Origin of the sequence: Streptomyces pratensis, from assembly GCF_037137275.1 — a bacterium.
In the GTDB taxonomy this organism is placed as follows: domain Bacteria; phylum Actinomycetota; class Actinomycetes; order Streptomycetales; family Streptomycetaceae; genus Streptomyces; species Streptomyces pratensis_B.
The window spans coordinates 36780-53188 of sequence record NZ_JBBBEN010000067.1 but is presented as its reverse complement, the minus strand read 5'-3'; the positions used below and the strand labels follow the sequence as shown (position 1 = coordinate 53188).

The window sequence follows — 16409 nt, the reverse complement described above, 5'->3', positions numbered from 1 at the left end:
CCGGGCGGCGGCGGACGCCGGACCGCCGGACCGCCCCGCGCGCCCTACGGGGTGGAGACCGTCGCCACGGTCTCCACGGCGACCGCCGCGCGCGGGACGTCCTGGGCGTCCGCGTCGATCGACCGGCGCAGCGCCTCGTGCAGCCGGGCGGGGGTCAGGACGCCGAGGAAGCGGCCCTCGCTCTCCTCGTCGATGACCGCGATCCAGCCGGCGTCGTGCTGGAGCATGGTGGCGAACGCCTGCTTGAGGGGAGCGCCGAGCGGAAGCCAGGCCTCCATCCGGCGGGCGTGCCCGCGGACGGTCTCCGCGGCGGGGGCGCCGGCGTCCGCGTCGGCGGGTATCCAGCCGTGCAGGTTGTCCTGCCCGTCCAGGACGACCGCCCAGCGCGCGCCCTCGGCCCGCAGCCGCCCGGTGGCCGCGGCCAGCGGGTCGTCGAGGTGGACGACCGGCGGCTGGTCGAGGTCGCTCTCCTCGATGGGCGTCACAGAGAGGCGCTTGAGCCCCCGGTCCGCGCCGACGAAGTCGGCCACGTACGGGGTCGCGGGCGCGCCGAGGACGGTGGCGGGGGAGTCCAGCTGCTCGACGCGGCCCTGCCCGTAGACGGCGATCCGGTCGCCGAGCCGGACGGCCTCCTCGATGTCGTGGGTGACGAACAGCACGGTTTTGCGTACCTGGGCCTGGAGTTTCAGGAATTCGTTCTGGAGACGTTCGCGGACGACCGGGTCGACCGCCCCGAAAGGCTCGTCCATCAGGAGAACGGGCGGGTCGGCGGCCAATGCGCGGGCCACGCCCACGCGTTGCCGCTGGCCGCCGGAAAGCTGTTCCGGATAGCGGTCGCCGTAAACGGAAGGGTCGAGTCCGACGAGGTCGAGGAGTTCGGCGGCGCGTTCGCGGCCCTTTCCCCGCTTCCAGCCCAGCAGATGGGGCACGGTCGCGGTGTTCTCCAGGACCGTCTTGTGCGGGAAGAGGCCCACCTGTTGGATCACATAGCCGATACGGCGGCGGAGCCGGACGGGATCGATGGTGGATATGTCGTCCCCGTCGAGGAATATGCGGCCCCCGGTCGGCTCGATCAGCCGGTTCACCATCTTCATGGTGGTCGTCTTCCCACAGCCGGAAGGTCCGACGAGCGTGACCAGTTCACCCTCGGCGACCTCGAAGGAAAGGTCGTCGACGGCGGTGGTGCCATCGGCGTACCGCTTGGTGACGTGCTCGAAACGGATCATGGTTCCCCATTGTGGAGGAGTGTGGAGGGCGTTCTGTGAGGACGGGTTGCCGGAATGCGACCGCCTCCGCGATTGTCAGTGGTCGAGGATAGGCTCGCCAGTCATCAGTCCGATCCGGGGCGACGAGGGAGAGCAGGAGGTGGGGGCGGATGGCCGAGCAGAGCTGCCTGGTGACGAACGACTGGGTCTGCGGGGAGTATCTGCGCTCCCGCGGCCAGGAGTTGACCGACGCGACCGTGCAGCACCTCCAGATCACCGCGGTCTCGGTGCTGATCGGACTCGCGGTCGCCTTTCCGCTGGCGCTGCTCGCCCGCCGGGGCCGGCACTTCGCCGGCCCGGTGCTGGGGCTGACGACCGTGCTCTACACCGTGCCCTCGCTGGCGATGTTCTCGCTGCTGCTGCCCCTGTTCGGGCTCTCGTCCGCGCTGGTCGTCACCGGCCTGGTGCTCTACTCGCTGACCATCCTCGTGCGGAACATCCTGGCCGGTCTCGAAGCCGTGCCGCAGGAGGCCAAGGAGGCCGCCCGGGGCATGGGATACGGCCCGGCGCGGCTGCTGTGGGAGGTGGAGCTTCCGCTGGCGCTGCCCGCGCTGATGGCGGGGCTGCGGATCGTCACCGTGTCGACGGTCGCGCTGACGACGGTCGGCTCGCTCGTCGGCAAGGGCGGCCTCGGCAATCTCATCGAGGACGCGCTGCCGAGCTTCTTCAAGGCCCAGGTGCTGGCCGCGTCCGTCCTGTGCGTGCTGCTCGCGGTCGCGGCCGACCTGCTGCTGCTCGGCCTCCAGCGGCTGCTGACTCCCTGGACGCGGATATCCGGCGCCGCCCGCGCGTCCGCGCGGGCCGGGGACGGAAGCGGGGGCCCGGACGGGCTGGGCGGCGCTGCGGGGCCGCCCGCTCCGGCGCGGGCGAAGACCGAGGCGGAGGCGGTCTGACCATGGGAGTCATCGGCGACGCGTGGGCCTGGCTGACGACCGGGGCCAACTGGTCGGGGGACGGCGGGGCCGCGCACCGGCTCGGCGAGCACCTGTATGTGAGCGGGGTCGCCCTGGCGCTGGCCTGCGCCGTCGCCCTGCCCATCGCCCTGTATCTGGGGCACATCGGCAAGGGGGGCGCGCTCGCGGTCAACGTCTCCAACGTCGGGCGGGCGGTGCCCGTCTTCGCGGTGCTGGCCCTGTTCATGATCACGCCGCTGCGCCACTCCGGTTACTGGCCCACCATCATCGCGCTCGTGCTGTTCGCGGTGCCCCCGCTGCTGACCAACGCCTACGTCGGGATGCGGGAGGTGGACCGTTCCGTGGTGGAGGCCGCGCGCGGCATGGGGATGTCGGGCGGGCAGCTCTTCGTCCGGGTCGAGCTGCCGCTCGCCCACCCGATGATCATGGCGGGGCTGCGGTCGGCCGCCGTCCAGGTCGTGGCCACCGCCTCGATCGCCGCCATGGTCGGGCTCGGCGGCCTCGGCCGGATCATCACCGCCGGGTTCAACACGTACGACACGGCACAGGTCTTCGCGGGCGCGGTGCTGGTCGCCGCGCTGGCCCTGCTGGTGGAGGGCGCGCTGGTGGCCCTGGACCGGCTGCTGTCACCGCTGCGCCGCCGCCGGCCCGCCTGACGGCCCCGATGGCCGCCGACGCCCTGCCGCCTTCCTCTGCACCGCCGTGTGGCAGCTTCGGCTGACGCACACCCTTTGGTCACCCTTCATCTGGTCGGACGGAGAACAACATGAGCAGGACCTCGCGGACAGCCGGAGCGGTCATCGGCGCGATGGCGCTGGCCGGATCGCTCGCGGCCTGTGGCGGCGACAGCCTGGAGCAGGAGAAGAGCGGCGCCGCGTCCGGTGACGGGAAGAAGGGGGCGCTGGTCGTCGGCTCCGCCTCGTTCACCGAGTCCAAGGTGCTCGCCGAGCTCTACGCGCAGATCCTGGACGACGCCGGATACAGCACCTCCATCACCACGGTGAAGAACCGTGAGCTGTACGAGCCCTCGCTGGAGAAGGGCGAGATCGACGTCGTCCCGGAATACGCCGCCACCCTCGCCGAATTCCTCAACGCCAAGGTCAACGGCGCGGAGGCCGCCCAGAACGAGCCCGTGGCCTCCGGGGACGCCGACGCGACGGTCGCCGCCCTGGAGAAGCTCGCGGGCCCCCTGGGTCTCAAGGTCCTCCCGGCCGGGAAGGCCGTCGACCAGAACGCGTTCGCGGTGTCCGAGGAATTCGCCGAGAAGAACGACCTCGCGACCCTTTCCGACCTGGGAGAGTCCAAGCTCAAGGTGAAGATCGCTGCGGGCGACGAGTGCGAGGTGCGGCCGTTCTGCGCACCGGGACTCAAGAAGACGTACGGCATCGACGTCACGGGCATCGACCCCAAGGGCGTCGGCACGCCGCAGTCCAAACAGGCCGTCCGCGACGGCAAGGTCCAGCTGGTCCTGACCACCACCACGGACGCGGTGATGGACGGGCTGGTGTTCCTGGAGGACGACAAGAACCTCCAGAACGCGGACAACGTCCTGCCCGTGCTGAACGCGGAGGACGCCGGTGCTCCGGAGATCGCCGAGGCCCTCGACAGGATCACCTCCACGCTCACCACACAGGATCTCGCCGAACTGAACCGCAAGGTCGACGCGGAGCGTGCCAAGCCCACCGACGTGGCGGCGGAGTATCTGCGGACGAAGAACCTGATCAAGAAGTAGAAGGGCGCCTCACCGGACGCCCCCGAGAACGAAATGCGGGCGTCCGGTGACCTCCTGACGGTTTTTCGGCGAGCCGTGAGGTAACCGGCGGGGAACAGATTGCCGGGCGGCCCCCCAAGCGGTCCGTACACACGGTAAATTTCAGGCCATGCCACGTGGACGCCACCGTCATTCGCCGCCCCTGCACAAAATCCTGCCGCCCTCGCTGGTGGCAGGCGTGTCGGTCGTCGGCGCCACCGGCGCCTGGCTGCTCGCAGAGCCCCTGGCCCTGCGCGGCCTGGTCGCCGCCGTGGCGGCCGCCGCCGTCACCGGTGCCTGGCTGATGCGCAGCTGGGACCGCGCCGCGGGGCTGCGGGTCGCCGAGCTGGAGCGGGCCCGCGCCGGCGACGCGTGGCGCGCGGAGGAGCGGATAGCCGAGCTGGAGCAGGACCTGGAGGAGTCGCGCGAGCTGCGCACCCGTCTGGAGACCAAGCTCCGCCGCAAGCGGGTGGAGCTGGCCGGACTGCGCGGAGAGCACGCCGGGCTGCTGCGCCGCTACGCCAACGCCGAGACCGAGCGGGCCAGCGCGCTGGAGGGCCGCCGACGGCTCGTCATCGAGGCCGAGGCGCCTCGGGAGCTGCTGCCCGCGCGGTCCACACCGACCCCGGAGTCCTACCGGCGTGCGGACGAGGCCCTGCTGAACCTCACGCGCAACGCGGCGCTCCAGAAGGCCCGCAAGCGCGATCTGCCCGCTTCCTCGTCCCGCCCCGGCGCACGGGACGAGGACGAGGGCCCGCGGGGGAAGCACGCGGCGGTCGCCGGGGCGGGCGGCCCCACGGCTCCCCAGCACCGCCGTCCGTCGACCGCCTGGCCCGCCCCGCAGCCGAACGCCCCGGCTCCGGTCGACCCGTCCACGCCGAACGCGGCGACGCCGAACGCGGCGACGCCGAACGCGGCGACGCCGAACGTGCCCACGCCGAACGGGCCGAGGCCGCACACGCCGCCGAGCGCTCCCGCCTCTGCGGGCACGCCCGCCCCGGCCACGAGCTCCTCGCCCCTCACGAAGGCCCCGGCCCCTCAGCCCCCGAGCGTCCAGCCCCCGGCCCCTCAGCCCCCGAGCGCCCAGCCCCCGGCCCCTCAGCCCCCGAGCGCCCAGGCCCCGGCCCCTCAGCCCGTCGCCTCCGCTGCCCCGGTGCACGTGCCGCGCACCCCCCAGGCCGCCTCGGCCGTCGTCCCGTACGCCGCGGCCCGCCGCCACCTGGCGCCCCGGGGAAGCTTCGACTTCTTCGGCACCCAGAAGGCGAACACGGCGATCGAGTCCGTGCAGAACGAGGACCTCGCGGACGTCGTCGGCGAGGAGGCGCTCGCCGACCACCGCACGGGGGCCGTCCCCAGCCGGGTCGTCGGCAAGGTCATCGACCTCACCGCGCACGACGAGACCGAGCAGTTCGACGTGGCGAAACTGCGCGGCGCGGTCTCCTGACCTCCGGCCGCGCGGTCCCGCGCTACTTGTCGATGTCGCCGACGACGAAGAACAGCGAGCCCAGGATCGCCACCATGTCGGCGACCAGGGTGCCCGGCAGCAGCTCGGTGAGCGCCTGGATGTTGTTGAACGAGGCCGAGCGCAGCTTCAGCCGGTACGGCGTCTTCTCGCCCTTGGACACCAGGTAGTAACCGTTGACGCCCAGCGGGTTCTCCGTCCAGGCGTAGGTGTGGCCCTCCGGGGCCTTGAGCACCTTGGGCAGCCGCTGGTTGACCGGTCCCGGAGCCAGCTCGGCCATCCGGTCCAGGCAGGCGTCCGCGAGGTCCAGGGCGTTGAGGGTCTGTTCCAGGAGGCACTCGAAGCGGGCGAGGCAGTCGCCCTCGGTCCGGGTGACGACCTTCAGGGTGTCCTGGAGCTCCCCGTACGCGAGATACGGCTCGTCGCGCCGCAGGTCGAAGTCGACGCCCGAGGCGCGGGCGATCGGCCCCGACACCCCGTACGCGTGCACCGCCCCGGCCGACAGCACCCCCACGTCGCGCGTACGGCCCCGGAAGATCTCGTTGCCGAGGACGAGGTTCTCGTGCACGTCCATACGGGAGCGGACCGAGGCGACGGCGTCGCGGACCCGGCCGGACCAGCCCGCCGGAACGTCCTCCTTGAGGCCGCCGACCCGGTTGAACATGTAGTGCATCCGGCCGCCGGAGACCTCCTCCATCACGGCCTGGAGCTCCTCGCGTTCCCGGAAGGCGTGGAAGACCGGCGTGATGCCGCCGAGTTCGAGGGGGTAGGAGCCGAGGAACATCAGGTGGTTGAGGACCCGGTTCAGCTCGGCGAGCAGCGTCCGCGTCCAGACCGCGCGCTCGGGGACCTCCATGCCGAGCATCCGCTCGACGGCCATCACGACGCCCAGCTCGTTCGAGAACGCCGAGAGCCAGTCATGCCGGTTGGCGAGCATGATGATCTGCCGGTAGTCGCGTGCCTCGAAGAGCTTCTCCGCGCCCCGGTGCATATAGCCGATGACCGGCTCGGCGTGCCGGACGCGCTCACCGTCCAGGACGATGCGCAGCCGGAGCACCCCGTGCGTCGAGGGGTGCTGGGGGCCGATGTTCAGCACCATGTCGGTGCTCTCCGCCGCGCCGCCGATACCGATCGTCGTCTCCGTCATGCGGCCCAGTATTCCCTGACCGCGTCCCCGGGCCGCACCCCCGCCGCGACCCCCGCCCGCCCCTGGCGTCACCGCCCGCCCGGACCGTCGGCCGGGGCCCGGCCCCGGCCTCGTGGCCCTCATCGCCCGCCGACCCGGTGCAGCAGCCAGCCGAAGTCGCCGAGGCCGCCGCGCGCGGTCAGCTCCGCTGCCTCGCCCGCCGCCGCCAGGGCCCGCACGTACCCCGCCGGATCGGTGGATGCCAGGCCCAGAGGCGGCCGCTGTCCGCCGATCCCCAGCCGGCCGAGCGCCGTCCGCTGGTCCGTCAGCTCCGGCTCGCCGGTGCGGCCCGGCGCCGCGGGGACCGCCGCCGCGCACGCGTCGAGCGCCACATGCGCGGTCAGATCGCAGGAGCCGTCCGGCACCGGGCGCACCTCGCGCCCCTCCCGGAAGCCGGTCAGCGTCCCGAAGGGCGGCCGCCCGCCCCGTACGTGGGCGTAGTCCACCGCCACCGCGAGCCCCGCCCCGAGCGAGCCGACCGCCCGCGCCCAGGCCGCGTCCCGGGTGCGGCCGATCTCCGCCCGCTCGCCCGGCGCGGACAGCGGCCACCAGCGCTCCAGCCAGTCGGCGTCGGCGCCGGTCACCGGGGGGCCGAGCCGCTCCGCGCCGTCGGAGGTCCGCACCTGCACATAGCGGGGGACCCCGTCCGAGTCCGCTTCCGCCACCTCGGCCGGCACGTTGTCCAGCCACTCGTTGGCGAACAGCAGTCCGGTGACGCCCCGCGGCGGCTCGGCGCACCACTCGATCCGGGGGTCCAGCCCCGGGGGCCGGGCGGCGACCTCGACCGCGTACGGGGTCACCGTGAGGCCGTCCGGCACCGCCGCCAGCACCCCGGTCAGCAGCTCGCCGCGCCCCGCGCCCACGTCGACGAACGCGACCGTGCCGGTGTCCAGCTGCCGGGCGGTCGCGGCCAGCAGCCGGGCCACCGCCGCGGCGAACAGCGGCGAGGCGTGGACCGAGGTACGGAAGTGGCCCGCCGGCCCCGCCGGGCTCCGGTCCGGGCTGCGATAGAAGCCTGCATACCCGTACAGAGCGGTCTGAGCCGCCTCCCGCCAACCACGCCACTCGTCCGTCACGTGGGCAAGTCTCCACCTTGGGGAGTACGGTCCCCGTAACTGGATCGACCCTCCGGTTGACCCGGTATCGATTCGCTGTCCCTACGCTGGGTCACGTGCAGCGCCTCTACGATTTTCTCCGCAGACACCCGACGGGCGTCGACGTCTTCTGGGCGGTCGTCCTCCTCGGGCTCTCCGGCGTGTCGTCGGCGTCGGGCATGTACGACACGGGACGGGAGCAGCTCCTCGCCGTTCCGGTCGCGCTCGGGCTCGCCACGGTGATGGCCCTGCGCCGGCGCGCCCCGGAGAAGATGCTGCTGCTCGCCATCGCGGTGGGCGTCGCCCAGCTGGTGGTCGACGTCCGGCCCGGCATCGGGAACTTCGCCATGCTCGCGGTGACGTTCACGGTGGCCATGGTCGGGGAGCGCTGGGCGTCCCGGCTCGCCCTCGTGTGCAGCCTGAGCGCGGCCGCCCTGTCCCAGCTGCGGTGGGACCCCGAGCCCGGCGGCTCCTTCGCCGAGCTGGTCTTCGTGACGATCGTCATGACGGTGCCGTTCGTGCTGGCCTGGGTGCTCGGTGACTCGCTGCGGACGCGGCGGGCCTACTTCAGCCAGCTGGAGGAGCGCGCCGCGCGGCTGGAGCGCGAGCGCGAGGCGCAGTCCAAGGTCGCGGTGGCCGCAGAGCGCGCCCGGATCGCCCGCGAACTGCACGACGTCGTCGCGCACAACGTGTCCGTGATGGTGGTGCAGGCCGACGGCGCCGCCTATGTGATGGACGCCGCCCCCGACCAGGCCCGCCAGGCGCTGGAGACCATCTCCAGCACCGGCCGCCAGGCGCTCGCCGAGATGCGCCGGCTGCTCGGGGTGCTGCGGACCGGCGACGGCCCGGAGAGCGGCGAATACGTGCCGCAGCCCGATGTGGAGCAGATCGAGGACCTGGTCGAGCAGGTCCGGCGGACCGGACTCGAAGTGGACTTCAAGGTCGAGGGCACCCCCCGGCCGCTGCCCAGCGGCGTGGAGCTGACCGCGTACCGCATCGTGCAGGAAGCCCTCACGAACACCCGCAAGCACGGCGGTCCCGAGGCCGGGGCCAGCGTCCGGCTGGTCTATTTCGACGACGGCCTGGGGCTGCTGGTCGAGGACGACGGCCGGGGCGCGGCGCACGAGCTGTACGAGGACGGCGGCGCGGACGGCGCCGGGCACGGGATGATCGGGATGCGGGAGCGGGTCGGCATGGTCGGAGGCACCCTGGACGCCGGGCCGCGGCCCGGCGGCGGATTCCGCATCAGCGCCCTGCTGCCGCTCAAGCCCGCGGACTGACCGCGCCCCATGACTTCTTCGACCACCACGACCCCAGGACAGGACACGATCCCCATGGCCATCCGTGTGATGCTCGTCGACGACCAGGTGCTGCTGCGGACCGGTTTCCGGATGGTGCTCGCCGCGCAGCCCGACATGGAGGTCGTGGCCGAGGCCGGGGACGGGGCCGAGGCGATCGAGGCCCTGCGGTCCACCGCCGTGGACGTGGTGCTGATGGACGTCCGCATGCCCCGGCTGGACGGGGTCGAGGCGACCCGCCGCATCTGCGCCCAGCAGGACCCGCCCAAGGTGCTCATCCTGACCACGTTCGACCTCGACGAGTACGCCTTCTCCGGGCTGAAGGCGGGGGCCAGCGGTTTCATGCTCAAGGACGTGCCGCCCGCCGAGCTGCTCGCCGCGATCCGTTCCGTGCACAGCGGCGACGCGGTCGTCGCCCCCTCCACCACCCGTCGGCTGCTCGACCGGTTCTCGCCGCTGCTGCCCAGCGGCGAGAAGGAGCCGAAGAACAAGCACATCGCCAAGCTCACCGAACGTGAGCGGGAGGTCATGCTGCTGGTCGCGCAGGGGCTGTCGAACGGGGAGATCGCGGCTCGGCTCGTGCTCTCCGAGGCGACGGTCAAGACGCACGTCGGCCGCATCCTCACCAAGCTGAACCTCCGCGACCGGGTCCAGGTCGTCGTCCTCGCCTACGAGACCGGGCTGGTCCGGGCGGGCGGCGGGGCGGGCTGAGCGGTCACGGACCGGAGGGAAGCCGAGCGTGGGCACACTGCTGTGGATCAACGGACCGTTCGGCGGCGGAAAGACCCAGACGGCGTACGAGCTGCGCCGCCGGTTCCCCGGCAGCGTGGTCTGCGACCCGGAGCACATCGGTTTCGGTCTGCACCGGACGCTGCCGCCCCGGCTCCGCGGCGACTTCCAGGACCTGGCTGCCTGGCGGTGCGGTGTGCGCGAGGTGCTCGGCATCGCGCTGGACGGCCACCCGGGGCCGGTGATCGTGCCGATGACGCTGGTCGACCCGGGGTACTTCACGGAGATCGTCGGGCGGCTGCGCGAGGACGGCCACACCGTCCACCACACCGCCCTGCTCGCCGAGCGGGAGACGGTCCTGCGGCGGTTGCGCGGGCGGAGCGTCGGGCGGGGGCTGCGGCGGGAGGCCTTCGCCGTGAGCCGGCTGGACGACTGCCTGGAGCGGCTCGCGGGCGCGGAGTTCGCCCACCACGTCCGTAACGACCGGCTGACCGTCGCGCAGACGGCGGACGTGGTGGCGAAGGCGGCGGGCCTGACGCCCGCGCCGGACACCGACGGCAGGCTCCGGCACCGGCTGCGGCGGACCTGGACGAGCATCCGGCACATCCGCTTCGACTGACGCCCGGGACGCCCGGGGCGGCACGCCTTCCGGGGAGCCGCCCCCGCCCCGGAGGCCGACGGCCGGGCCCGCTCAGCGCAGCACGCCCTCCAGGAAGTCGCTGCCGAGCCGGGCGACGACGGTCAGGTCCAGCTGGTGCAGGACGTAACGTCCGCGACGGCGCGTGGTGACCAGACCCGCCTTCTTGAGCAGGGAGAGGTGCCGGGACACCTCGGGGGCGGTGATGCCGTGCGAGTCGGCCAGCTCGCCGGTGGAGTACGGAGAGCGGGCGAGGTTGCGGCAGAGCCGCATCCGCATCGGGTGGGCCAGCGCCTCCATGCGCAACTGGAGCAGCTCCACCGAGGCGGGCGAGGGCAGGTCGGGCAGGTGGACCGGGTAGTGGATCACCGGCCGCCAACCCGGGGCGTGCAGCACCATCAGGTGCGGCCACCCGAAGCTCGTCGGGATGAGCGTCAGCCCCGGGCCGACGCCCGGGTCGACGGCGGTGGTCCGGCCCTCGCTGAGCTTGTCGACGCTGATGCGGTCCGCGCCCCCGTCCAGGGTCACGGCAGCGGAGACAGCGCCGATCGCCTCCGGCAGCCCCTTGCGCCGGAGCAGCTCCGTCTTGTGACGGGCGTCGGCGACCAGCTGGACGGAGACCCGGCGCCAGGTGTCCGCGAAGAACGCCTGGTCGCAGTCCTCGAAGAGCCGCCGTATCCAGCCGCGCACGGAGCCGGGGTCGGCCAGCAGCCGCTGCGTGAACTCCACCTGCTGCGGGCCGCGCGCCGCCGCCAGGTCCAGGGCGCGGGCCCTCATGCGGGCGTCGCCCAGCGGAGAGGGGGCCCCGGCCCCGTACTGGCTGGCGCAGGTGAACTCCAGCGCCGCCGCGACGAACCGCTCGTCGTCCAGCCGGTCCAGGATGTCCAGGTCCTCCGCGAGGTCCGCCCCCGTCCTGCCGTCGCCGCCGCGGACCCCGGAGAACGGCAGGAAGACATCGGAGAAGGTGGTGCGCCAGAGGAACTCCGCCTCCACCATCCGGTCCGCGAGGTCGGGCTCCAGCGCCGCCGCCGTCGCGGTCGCCCAGCCGTGCAGCCCCGGATGGTGCCCCGGCTCCGAGAGCGCGTGCAGGGCGAGACCCAGTTCGGCCAGGGGGGAGGTCGCGAAAACGACGCGCTCGGCGGGCAGGCCCGCGATGTCTATGTGCACACTCACCCCTCCATAGTGGGGCCCGGCGGGCGGGCCGTCGTTCGCCTTGACGGGGATCGTCAATCAGCGAGCGTCCTCGCGGTGACCTGCGCACGCTGGACGCATGGACGCCCTTCAGCAGCACATGCTCGACGCCTACCGTGCGGGGGTGCGGGCGGAGCCCGTGCCCCCGCCGCCGGGCCTGCACGACCGCTCGGCCCTGCGCTCCCTGTACCGGCACTGGCTCACCCACCCCCCGACGCCCCGCGCCCCGGCCACGGGCGGCGACGGGGCGGGCCCGTCCGTGGGCTGACGGCCCGGCGGGCGGGCGCGATGTCCGGGAAGGGCCCTCGTGCGGGCGGGCCCCAGGCGCTCCCCTACTCCAGGAGTCCCACGAACCCGGCCACCGCCTCCCGTACGTCGGCGGCCGCCCACAGCAGGCCGCCCGCCGCTTCGGTCACCTCGGTGTACGAGACGCCCGGCGGCAGGCCCGTGCCGCCCGCCCCCGCGGACCAGCGGCAAAACAGCGTCACGCCCGTCTCCTCCGCCTGCCGCACCGGCGCCTCGTCCAGCGCCCCGGCCCCGTACGGCAGCCAGTCCTGGAACCGGTGGGTGTGCGGTGGTCCCGGGCGCACCCGGAACCACGGGACCCCCGACGCCGCCAGGCCCTCCGCCGGCGCCGGGCCGGACAGTCCGCCCAGCGACTTGTAGAACGACACGTACACGGTGTCCGCGAGATGGGCGACCTCCGACGGCCCCCGCCCGAAGCGCGCACCGCACTCCCACAGCCGCGCCCCGTCGAAGTGGACCGCCGCGTCCCGCTCGCGGGCCGCCTCCACCACCGCCGTCAGCTCCTCCCACGCGGGCAGGACGAACCCGGCGTCCCGCAGCGGCAGCTCCAGCATCAGCGTGCCGAACGGCTCGGGGGACTCGCGGACCTCCTCCGCGCTCGGCAGCCTCGGCTCGGACGTCGGACGCACCGTGCGCCGCCCGCCACGCGGTCGGCCTGCGCCGCCGCCACTCCTGCTCGTCCGCCTGCACCGTGGGACGATCATCGCCCGGACCTCTGACAGCGCGCCCGCGGGTCCCCGGCCGGCCCGCGGAGTTATCCACAGGCTGTGGGCAGCGGGAGGGGTTCTTTCGAAACGCTGGCGTAGCATGCAGATAAATCGTCCGGTACCCCCCGCGGACTGGAACGGAAGGCCATCGCCGCGTGAACGCATCAGCTTCTCCAGAACCCCTCGACGCGAGGGACCGCCCCGCCCGTCTGAGCGTCGGCGTCGTCGGCGCGGGCCGGGTCGGCCCCGCCCTCGCCGCCTCGCTCCAGCTCGCCGGTCACCGACCGGTGGCCGTGTCGGGCGTCTCCGACGCCTCCCGCCGCCGTGCGGCCGACCTGCTCCCCGACGTGCCTCTGGTGGAGCCCGCCGAGGTGCTCGCCCGCGCGGAGCTGGTGCTGCTCACCGTCCCCGACGACGTGCTGCCCACCCTGGTGGAGGGCCTCGCGGAGACCGGCGCCGTACGGCCGGGCCAACTGCTCGTCCACACCTCCGGGCGGTACGGGGCGAAGGTCCTGACCCCCGCGCTGCGGGCCGGGGCCCTGCCGCTCGCGCTGCACCCGGCGATGACGTTCACCGGCACCGCCGTCGACGTCCAGCGGCTCGCCGGCTGCTCCTTCGGCGTCACCGCCCCCCAGGAGCTGCGGCTCGCCGCAGAGGCGCTGGTCATCGAGATGGGCGGCGAGCCCGAATGGATCGCGGAGGAGTCCCGCCCGCTTTACCACGCGGCCCTCGCCCTGGGAGCGAACCACCTGGTCACCCTGGTCGCCCAGTCGATGGAGCTGCTGGCCAAGGCCGGGGTCACCGCCCCGGACCGCATGCTCGGCCCGCTCCTCGGTGCGGCCCTGGACAACGCCCTGCGCTCCGGCGACGCCGCGCTGACCGGCCCGGTCGCCCGGGGGGACGCCGGCACGGTCGCCGCCCACGTCGGCGAGTTGCGCGCCCACGCCCCGCAGGCGGTGGCCGGCTATCTCGCGATGGCCCGCGCCACCGCCGACCGGGCGCTCGCCCACGGCCTGCTCAAGGCGGAGCTGGCCGAGGACCTGCTCGTCGTCCTGGCCGATCAGGAGGGCCGCCCGGGCGGCCCCGGACCGGGGGAGACCCGATGACGACCCCGACCGGAAGCACCGCGGGCGCCGGAGGCGGGACCCCCCGCCCGGCCGCCCCCGCCCTCCTGCTCACCGCCGCGGAGCTGGACGCCCTGCCCCGCCCGGCCGGGGCCCGGCGCGCCGTCGTCATGACGATGGGCGCCCTCCACGAGGGCCACGCCACCCTGATCCGTGCCGCCCGCACCGCGGTGGGCGCGGCGGGCCAGGTCGTGGCCACCGTCTTCGTGAACCCGCTCCAGTTCGGCGAGGCGGCCGACCTCGACCGCTACCCGCGCACGCTGGACGCCGACCTGGAGGTCGCCGGCGCGGCGGGCGCCGACGCCGTCTTCGCCCCCGCCGTGGACGAGGTCTACCCCGGCGGCGAGCCCCAGGTCCGCATCACCGCCGGCCCGATGGGGGAGCGCCTCGAAGGCGCGTCCCGGCCCGGCCACTTCGACGGCATGCTCACCGTCGTCGCCAAGCTCCTCCACCTGACCCGCCCCCACGAGGCGTTCTACGGGCAGAAGGACGCCCAGCAGCTGGCCCTCATCCGCCGCATGGTCCGCGATCTGAACTTCGGCGTCCGTATCACCGGCGTCCCCACCGTCCGGGACCCCGACGGCCTCGCCCTCTCCAGCCGCAACCGGTTCCTCTCCCCGCAGGAGCGGCGCACCGCCCTGGCCCTGCCGCGCGCCCTGTTCGCGGCCCGCGACCGGCTGGCCGCCCAGCAGGCGCTGCACGAGCGGGCCAAGGCCACCGCCCCCGCCGGCGACCGGGCCGCCGGGCTCAACCGGCTCGGCGAGGCCCGCGCGGCGGCCGACGCCCAGGCCGTGGCGCTGGCCCGGCCCAACGGGGCGCCCGCCGCCGTCCGCGCCGCCGCCCGCACGATCCTGGAAGAGGCCGCCGCCCGCGCCAGGGCGCCGCTCGCCCTGGACTACCTGGCCCTGGTGGACCCGGCCGACTTCACCGAGGTCCCCGACGACCGCGAGAGCGGGGAGGCGATCCTCGCCGTCGCCGCCCGGGTCGGCGAGACCCGTCTCATCGACAACATCCCCCTCACCTTCGGAGCCCTCTCGTGACCGGAATACGGCTGACCGCCCCCGCCCCCGGCTGGGCCATCGACGCGGACGTCGTGGTGGTCGGCTCCGGGGTCGCCGGGCTCACCGCGGCGCTGCGGTGCGCGGCGGCCGGTCTGGACACGGTCGTCGTCACCAAGGCCCGCCTCGACGACGGCTCGACCCGCTGGGCCCAGGGCGGCATCGCCGCCGCCCTCGGCGAGGGCGACACCCCCGAGCAGCACCTCGACGACACCCTCGTCGCGGGCGCGGGCCTCTGCGACGAGGAGGCCGTCCGCACCCTGGTCACCGAGGGCCCCGGCGCCGTACGCCGCCTGATCACCACCGGCGCGCACTTCGACACCACGGACAGCGGTGACATCGCGCTGACCCGCGAGGGCGGCCACCACCGCCGCCGCATCGCCCACGCGGGCGGCGACGCCACCGGCGCGGAGATCTCCCGCGCCCTGGTGGAGGCGGTCCGCGCGGCCGCCCTGCACACCATCGAGAACGCCCTGGTCCTGGACCTGCTCACCGACTCGGAAGGCCGCACGGCAGGGGTCTCCCTGCACGTGATGGGCGAGGGCCAGCACGACGGCGTCGGCGCGGTCAGGGCCCCCTCGGTCGTGCTGGCCACCGGCGGCATGGGCCAGGTCTTCTCCGCGACCACCAACCCGTCCGTCTCCACCGGTGACGGCGTGGCGCTCGCGCTGCGGGCCGGGGCGGAGGTCTCCGACCTGGAGTTCGTCCAGTTCCACCCCACCGTTCTCTTCCTCGGCGCGGAATCCGAGGGCCAGCAGCCCCTGGTCTCCGAGGCCGTCCGCGGGGAAGGGGCCCACCTCGTCGACGGCGACGGCGTCCGCTTCATGACCGGGCAGCACGAGCTGGCCGAGCTGGCCCCCCGCGACATCGTCGCCAAGGCCATCACCCGCCGGATGCACGAGCACGGCACGGAACACATGTATCTGGACGCCCGGCACTTCGGGGCCCGGATGTGGGAGCAGCGCTTCCCGACCATCCTGGCGGCCTGCCGCGCCCACGGCATCGACCCGGTCACCGAGCCGGTGCCGGTCGCCCCGGCCGCGCACTACGCCTCCGGCGGCGTCCGCACCGACCTGCGGGGGCGCACCACCGTCCCCGGCCTGTACGCCTGCGGCGAGGTCGCCTGCACCGGTGTGCACGGCGCCAACCGGCTGGCGTCCAACTCCCTCCTGGAGGGCCTGGTCTTCGCCGAGCGCATCGCCGCCGACATCGCCGGGACCCGCCCGCCCCGCACCCGCCCCGCCCCGCCGCGGGACGACGAGCCGGCCCCGCTGCTCGCCCCCGAGGCCCGTAGGGCGATCCAGCGCACCATGACCCGGGGGGCCGGAGTCCTGCGCTCCGCCGAGAGCCTGGCCACCGCGGCCGAGGAGCTGGAGGCCCTGTACCGCGGAGCCGACACGGACGCGGAAGGGCCCAAGGCCGTCGTCCCCGGGGTCGACGCCTGGGAGGTGACCAATCTGCTCCTGGTCTCCCGGGTCCTGGTCGCCGCCGCACGGGCCCGCGAGGAGACCCGCGGCTGCCACTGGCGCGAGGACCGGCCCGACCGCGACGACGAGCACGGACGCCACCACCTGGTGGTCCGGGTCGGGCCCGACCGGGCCCCGGCCGTCCACCGCACGCGGACCGCCGCGTTCCCGCCCGTACGCCCCGCGGACTGCGCAGACTGACAGGGGCGGCCGCCCCGCAGA

At 74.2% G+C, this 16409-nt stretch carries 15 protein-coding genes and 1 pseudogene; 11 read left to right on the top strand and 5 right to left on the bottom strand.

Translation table 11 applies throughout. The features are described 5' to 3' along the window. Positions 1 to 44 precede the first annotated feature (44 nt). The gene (locus V9U70_RS06525) at positions 45 to 1226 is read right to left on the bottom strand and encodes an ABC transporter ATP-binding protein (protein WP_336673505.1); all 1182 of its coding nucleotides are present in this window, start codon (positions 1224 to 1226) and stop codon (positions 45 to 47) included. 149 nt (positions 1227 to 1375) lie between these two features. Between V9U70_RS06525 and V9U70_RS06520 the strand changes: the two genes are divergently transcribed. From V9U70_RS06520 to V9U70_RS06505, 4 genes are all read left to right on the top strand, one after another. Beyond that, positions 1376 to 2158 carry an ABC transporter permease gene (locus tag V9U70_RS06520; RefSeq protein WP_336673504.1) on the top strand — a complete coding sequence of 261 codons (783 nt, stop codon included), beginning with the start codon at positions 1376 to 1378 and terminating at the stop codon, positions 2156 to 2158. Between the two features lie 2 nt (positions 2159 to 2160). Beyond that, the gene (locus V9U70_RS06515; protein WP_336673503.1) at positions 2161 to 2835 is read left to right on the top strand and encodes an ABC transporter permease; all 675 of its coding nucleotides are present in this window, start codon (positions 2161 to 2163) and stop codon (positions 2833 to 2835) included. Between the two features lie 110 nt (positions 2836 to 2945). Beyond that, on the top strand, positions 2946 to 3911 hold the full coding sequence (locus V9U70_RS06510) for an ABC transporter substrate-binding protein (protein WP_336673502.1): 966 nt from the start codon (positions 2946 to 2948) through the stop codon (positions 3909 to 3911). Positions 3912 to 4059: 148 nt separating this feature from the next. Beyond that, a complete protein-coding gene (locus V9U70_RS06505; RefSeq protein ID WP_336673501.1) occupies positions 4060 to 5373 on the top strand; it encodes a hypothetical protein in 1314 nt (437 codons plus the stop codon). A gap of 22 nt (positions 5374 to 5395) precedes the next feature. Here the strand turns inward: V9U70_RS06505 and V9U70_RS06500 are convergent, their stop codons facing one another. Beyond that, the gene (locus tag V9U70_RS06500; RefSeq protein WP_336673500.1) at positions 5396 to 6538 is read right to left on the bottom strand and encodes an NADH-quinone oxidoreductase subunit D; all 1143 of its coding nucleotides are present in this window, start codon (positions 6536 to 6538) and stop codon (positions 5396 to 5398) included. 119 nt (positions 6539 to 6657) lie between these two features. After that, positions 6658 to 7653 (bottom strand): SAM-dependent methyltransferase, encoded by a 996-nt coding sequence (locus V9U70_RS06495; protein ID WP_336673499.1) that lies wholly within the window; start codon positions 7651 to 7653, stop codon positions 6658 to 6660. A 95-nt stretch (positions 7654 to 7748) separates the two neighbouring features. Between V9U70_RS06495 and V9U70_RS06490 the strand changes: the two genes are divergently transcribed. From V9U70_RS06490 to V9U70_RS06480, 3 genes are read left to right on the top strand one after another with little or no spacing between them, the layout of a single operon-like run. Continuing rightward, positions 7749 to 8951: a sensor histidine kinase gene (locus V9U70_RS06490; protein ID WP_336673498.1), complete on the top strand. Its 1203-nt coding sequence runs from the start codon at positions 7749 to 7751 to the stop codon at positions 8949 to 8951. Positions 8952 to 9005: 54 nt separating this feature from the next. After that, positions 9006 to 9680 carry a response regulator transcription factor gene (locus tag V9U70_RS06485; RefSeq protein ID WP_336673497.1) on the top strand — a complete coding sequence of 225 codons (675 nt, stop codon included), beginning with the start codon at positions 9006 to 9008 and terminating at the stop codon, positions 9678 to 9680. A 28-nt stretch (positions 9681 to 9708) separates the two neighbouring features. After that, complete coding sequence (locus V9U70_RS06480) at positions 9709 to 10317, top strand: AAA family ATPase (protein WP_336673496.1); 609 nt, start codon at positions 9709 to 9711, stop codon at positions 10315 to 10317. 72 nt (positions 10318 to 10389) lie between these two features. On the opposite strand, the gene V9U70_RS06475 is transcribed toward V9U70_RS06480, so the two are convergent. After that, positions 10390 to 11502: a DUF5937 family protein gene (locus V9U70_RS06475; protein ID WP_336673547.1), complete on the bottom strand. Its 1113-nt coding sequence runs from the start codon at positions 11500 to 11502 to the stop codon at positions 10390 to 10392. 103 nt (positions 11503 to 11605) lie between these two features. On the opposite strand from V9U70_RS06475, the gene V9U70_RS06470 reads away from it, so the two are divergent. Further along, the gene (locus tag V9U70_RS06470; RefSeq protein ID WP_336673495.1) at positions 11606 to 11794 is read left to right on the top strand and encodes a hypothetical protein; all 189 of its coding nucleotides are present in this window, start codon (positions 11606 to 11608) and stop codon (positions 11792 to 11794) included. Between the two features lie 64 nt (positions 11795 to 11858). Here V9U70_RS06470 and V9U70_RS06465 read toward each other — a convergent pair. Beyond that, a pseudogene (locus tag V9U70_RS06465) lies at positions 11859 to 12494 on the bottom strand (beta-eliminating lyase-related protein); the annotation flags it as partial. Positions 12495 to 12694: 200 nt separating this feature from the next. Between V9U70_RS06465 and V9U70_RS06460 the strand changes: the two are divergent. The 3 genes from V9U70_RS06460 to V9U70_RS06450 are packed head-to-tail and all read left to right on the top strand — an operon-like array spanning position 12695 to position 16388. Beyond that, complete coding sequence (locus V9U70_RS06460; RefSeq protein WP_336673494.1) at positions 12695 to 13645, top strand: Rossmann-like and DUF2520 domain-containing protein; 951 nt, start codon at positions 12695 to 12697, stop codon at positions 13643 to 13645. Then, on the top strand, positions 13642 to 14703 hold the full coding sequence (gene panC / locus V9U70_RS06455) for a pantoate--beta-alanine ligase (RefSeq protein WP_336673493.1): 1062 nt from the start codon (positions 13642 to 13644) through the stop codon (positions 14701 to 14703). The genes V9U70_RS06460 and panC overlap by 4 nt, the downstream gene beginning before the upstream one ends. After that, the gene (locus V9U70_RS06450; RefSeq protein WP_336673492.1) at positions 14700 to 16388 is read left to right on the top strand and encodes an L-aspartate oxidase; all 1689 of its coding nucleotides are present in this window, start codon (positions 14700 to 14702) and stop codon (positions 16386 to 16388) included. The genes panC and V9U70_RS06450 overlap by 4 nt, the downstream gene beginning before the upstream one ends. Positions 16389 to 16409: the final 21 nt, after the last annotated feature.

Coding starts and splice junctions, on each gene's coding strand:
- panC (WP_336673493.1), top strand. CDS start 13,642: ATGACGACCCCGACCGGAAGCACCGCGGGCGCCGGAGGCGGGACCCCC.
- V9U70_RS06515 (WP_336673503.1), top strand. CDS start 2,161: ATGGGAGTCATCGGCGACGCGTGGGCCTGGCTGACGACCGGGGCCAAC.
- V9U70_RS06470 (WP_336673495.1), top strand. CDS start 11,606: ATGGACGCCCTTCAGCAGCACATGCTCGACGCCTACCGTGCGGGGGTG.
- V9U70_RS06520 (WP_336673504.1), top strand. CDS start 1,376: ATGGCCGAGCAGAGCTGCCTGGTGACGAACGACTGGGTCTGCGGGGAG.
- V9U70_RS06485 (WP_336673497.1), top strand. CDS start 9,006: ATGGCCATCCGTGTGATGCTCGTCGACGACCAGGTGCTGCTGCGGACC.
- V9U70_RS06505 (WP_336673501.1), top strand. CDS start 4,060: ATGCCACGTGGACGCCACCGTCATTCGCCGCCCCTGCACAAAATCCTG.
- V9U70_RS06510 (WP_336673502.1), top strand. CDS start 2,946: ATGAGCAGGACCTCGCGGACAGCCGGAGCGGTCATCGGCGCGATGGCG.
- V9U70_RS06500 (WP_336673500.1), bottom strand. CDS start 6,538: ATGACGGAGACGACGATCGGTATCGGCGGCGCGGCGGAGAGCACCGAC.
- V9U70_RS06525 (WP_336673505.1), bottom strand. CDS start 1,226: ATGATCCGTTTCGAGCACGTCACCAAGCGGTACGCCGATGGCACCACC.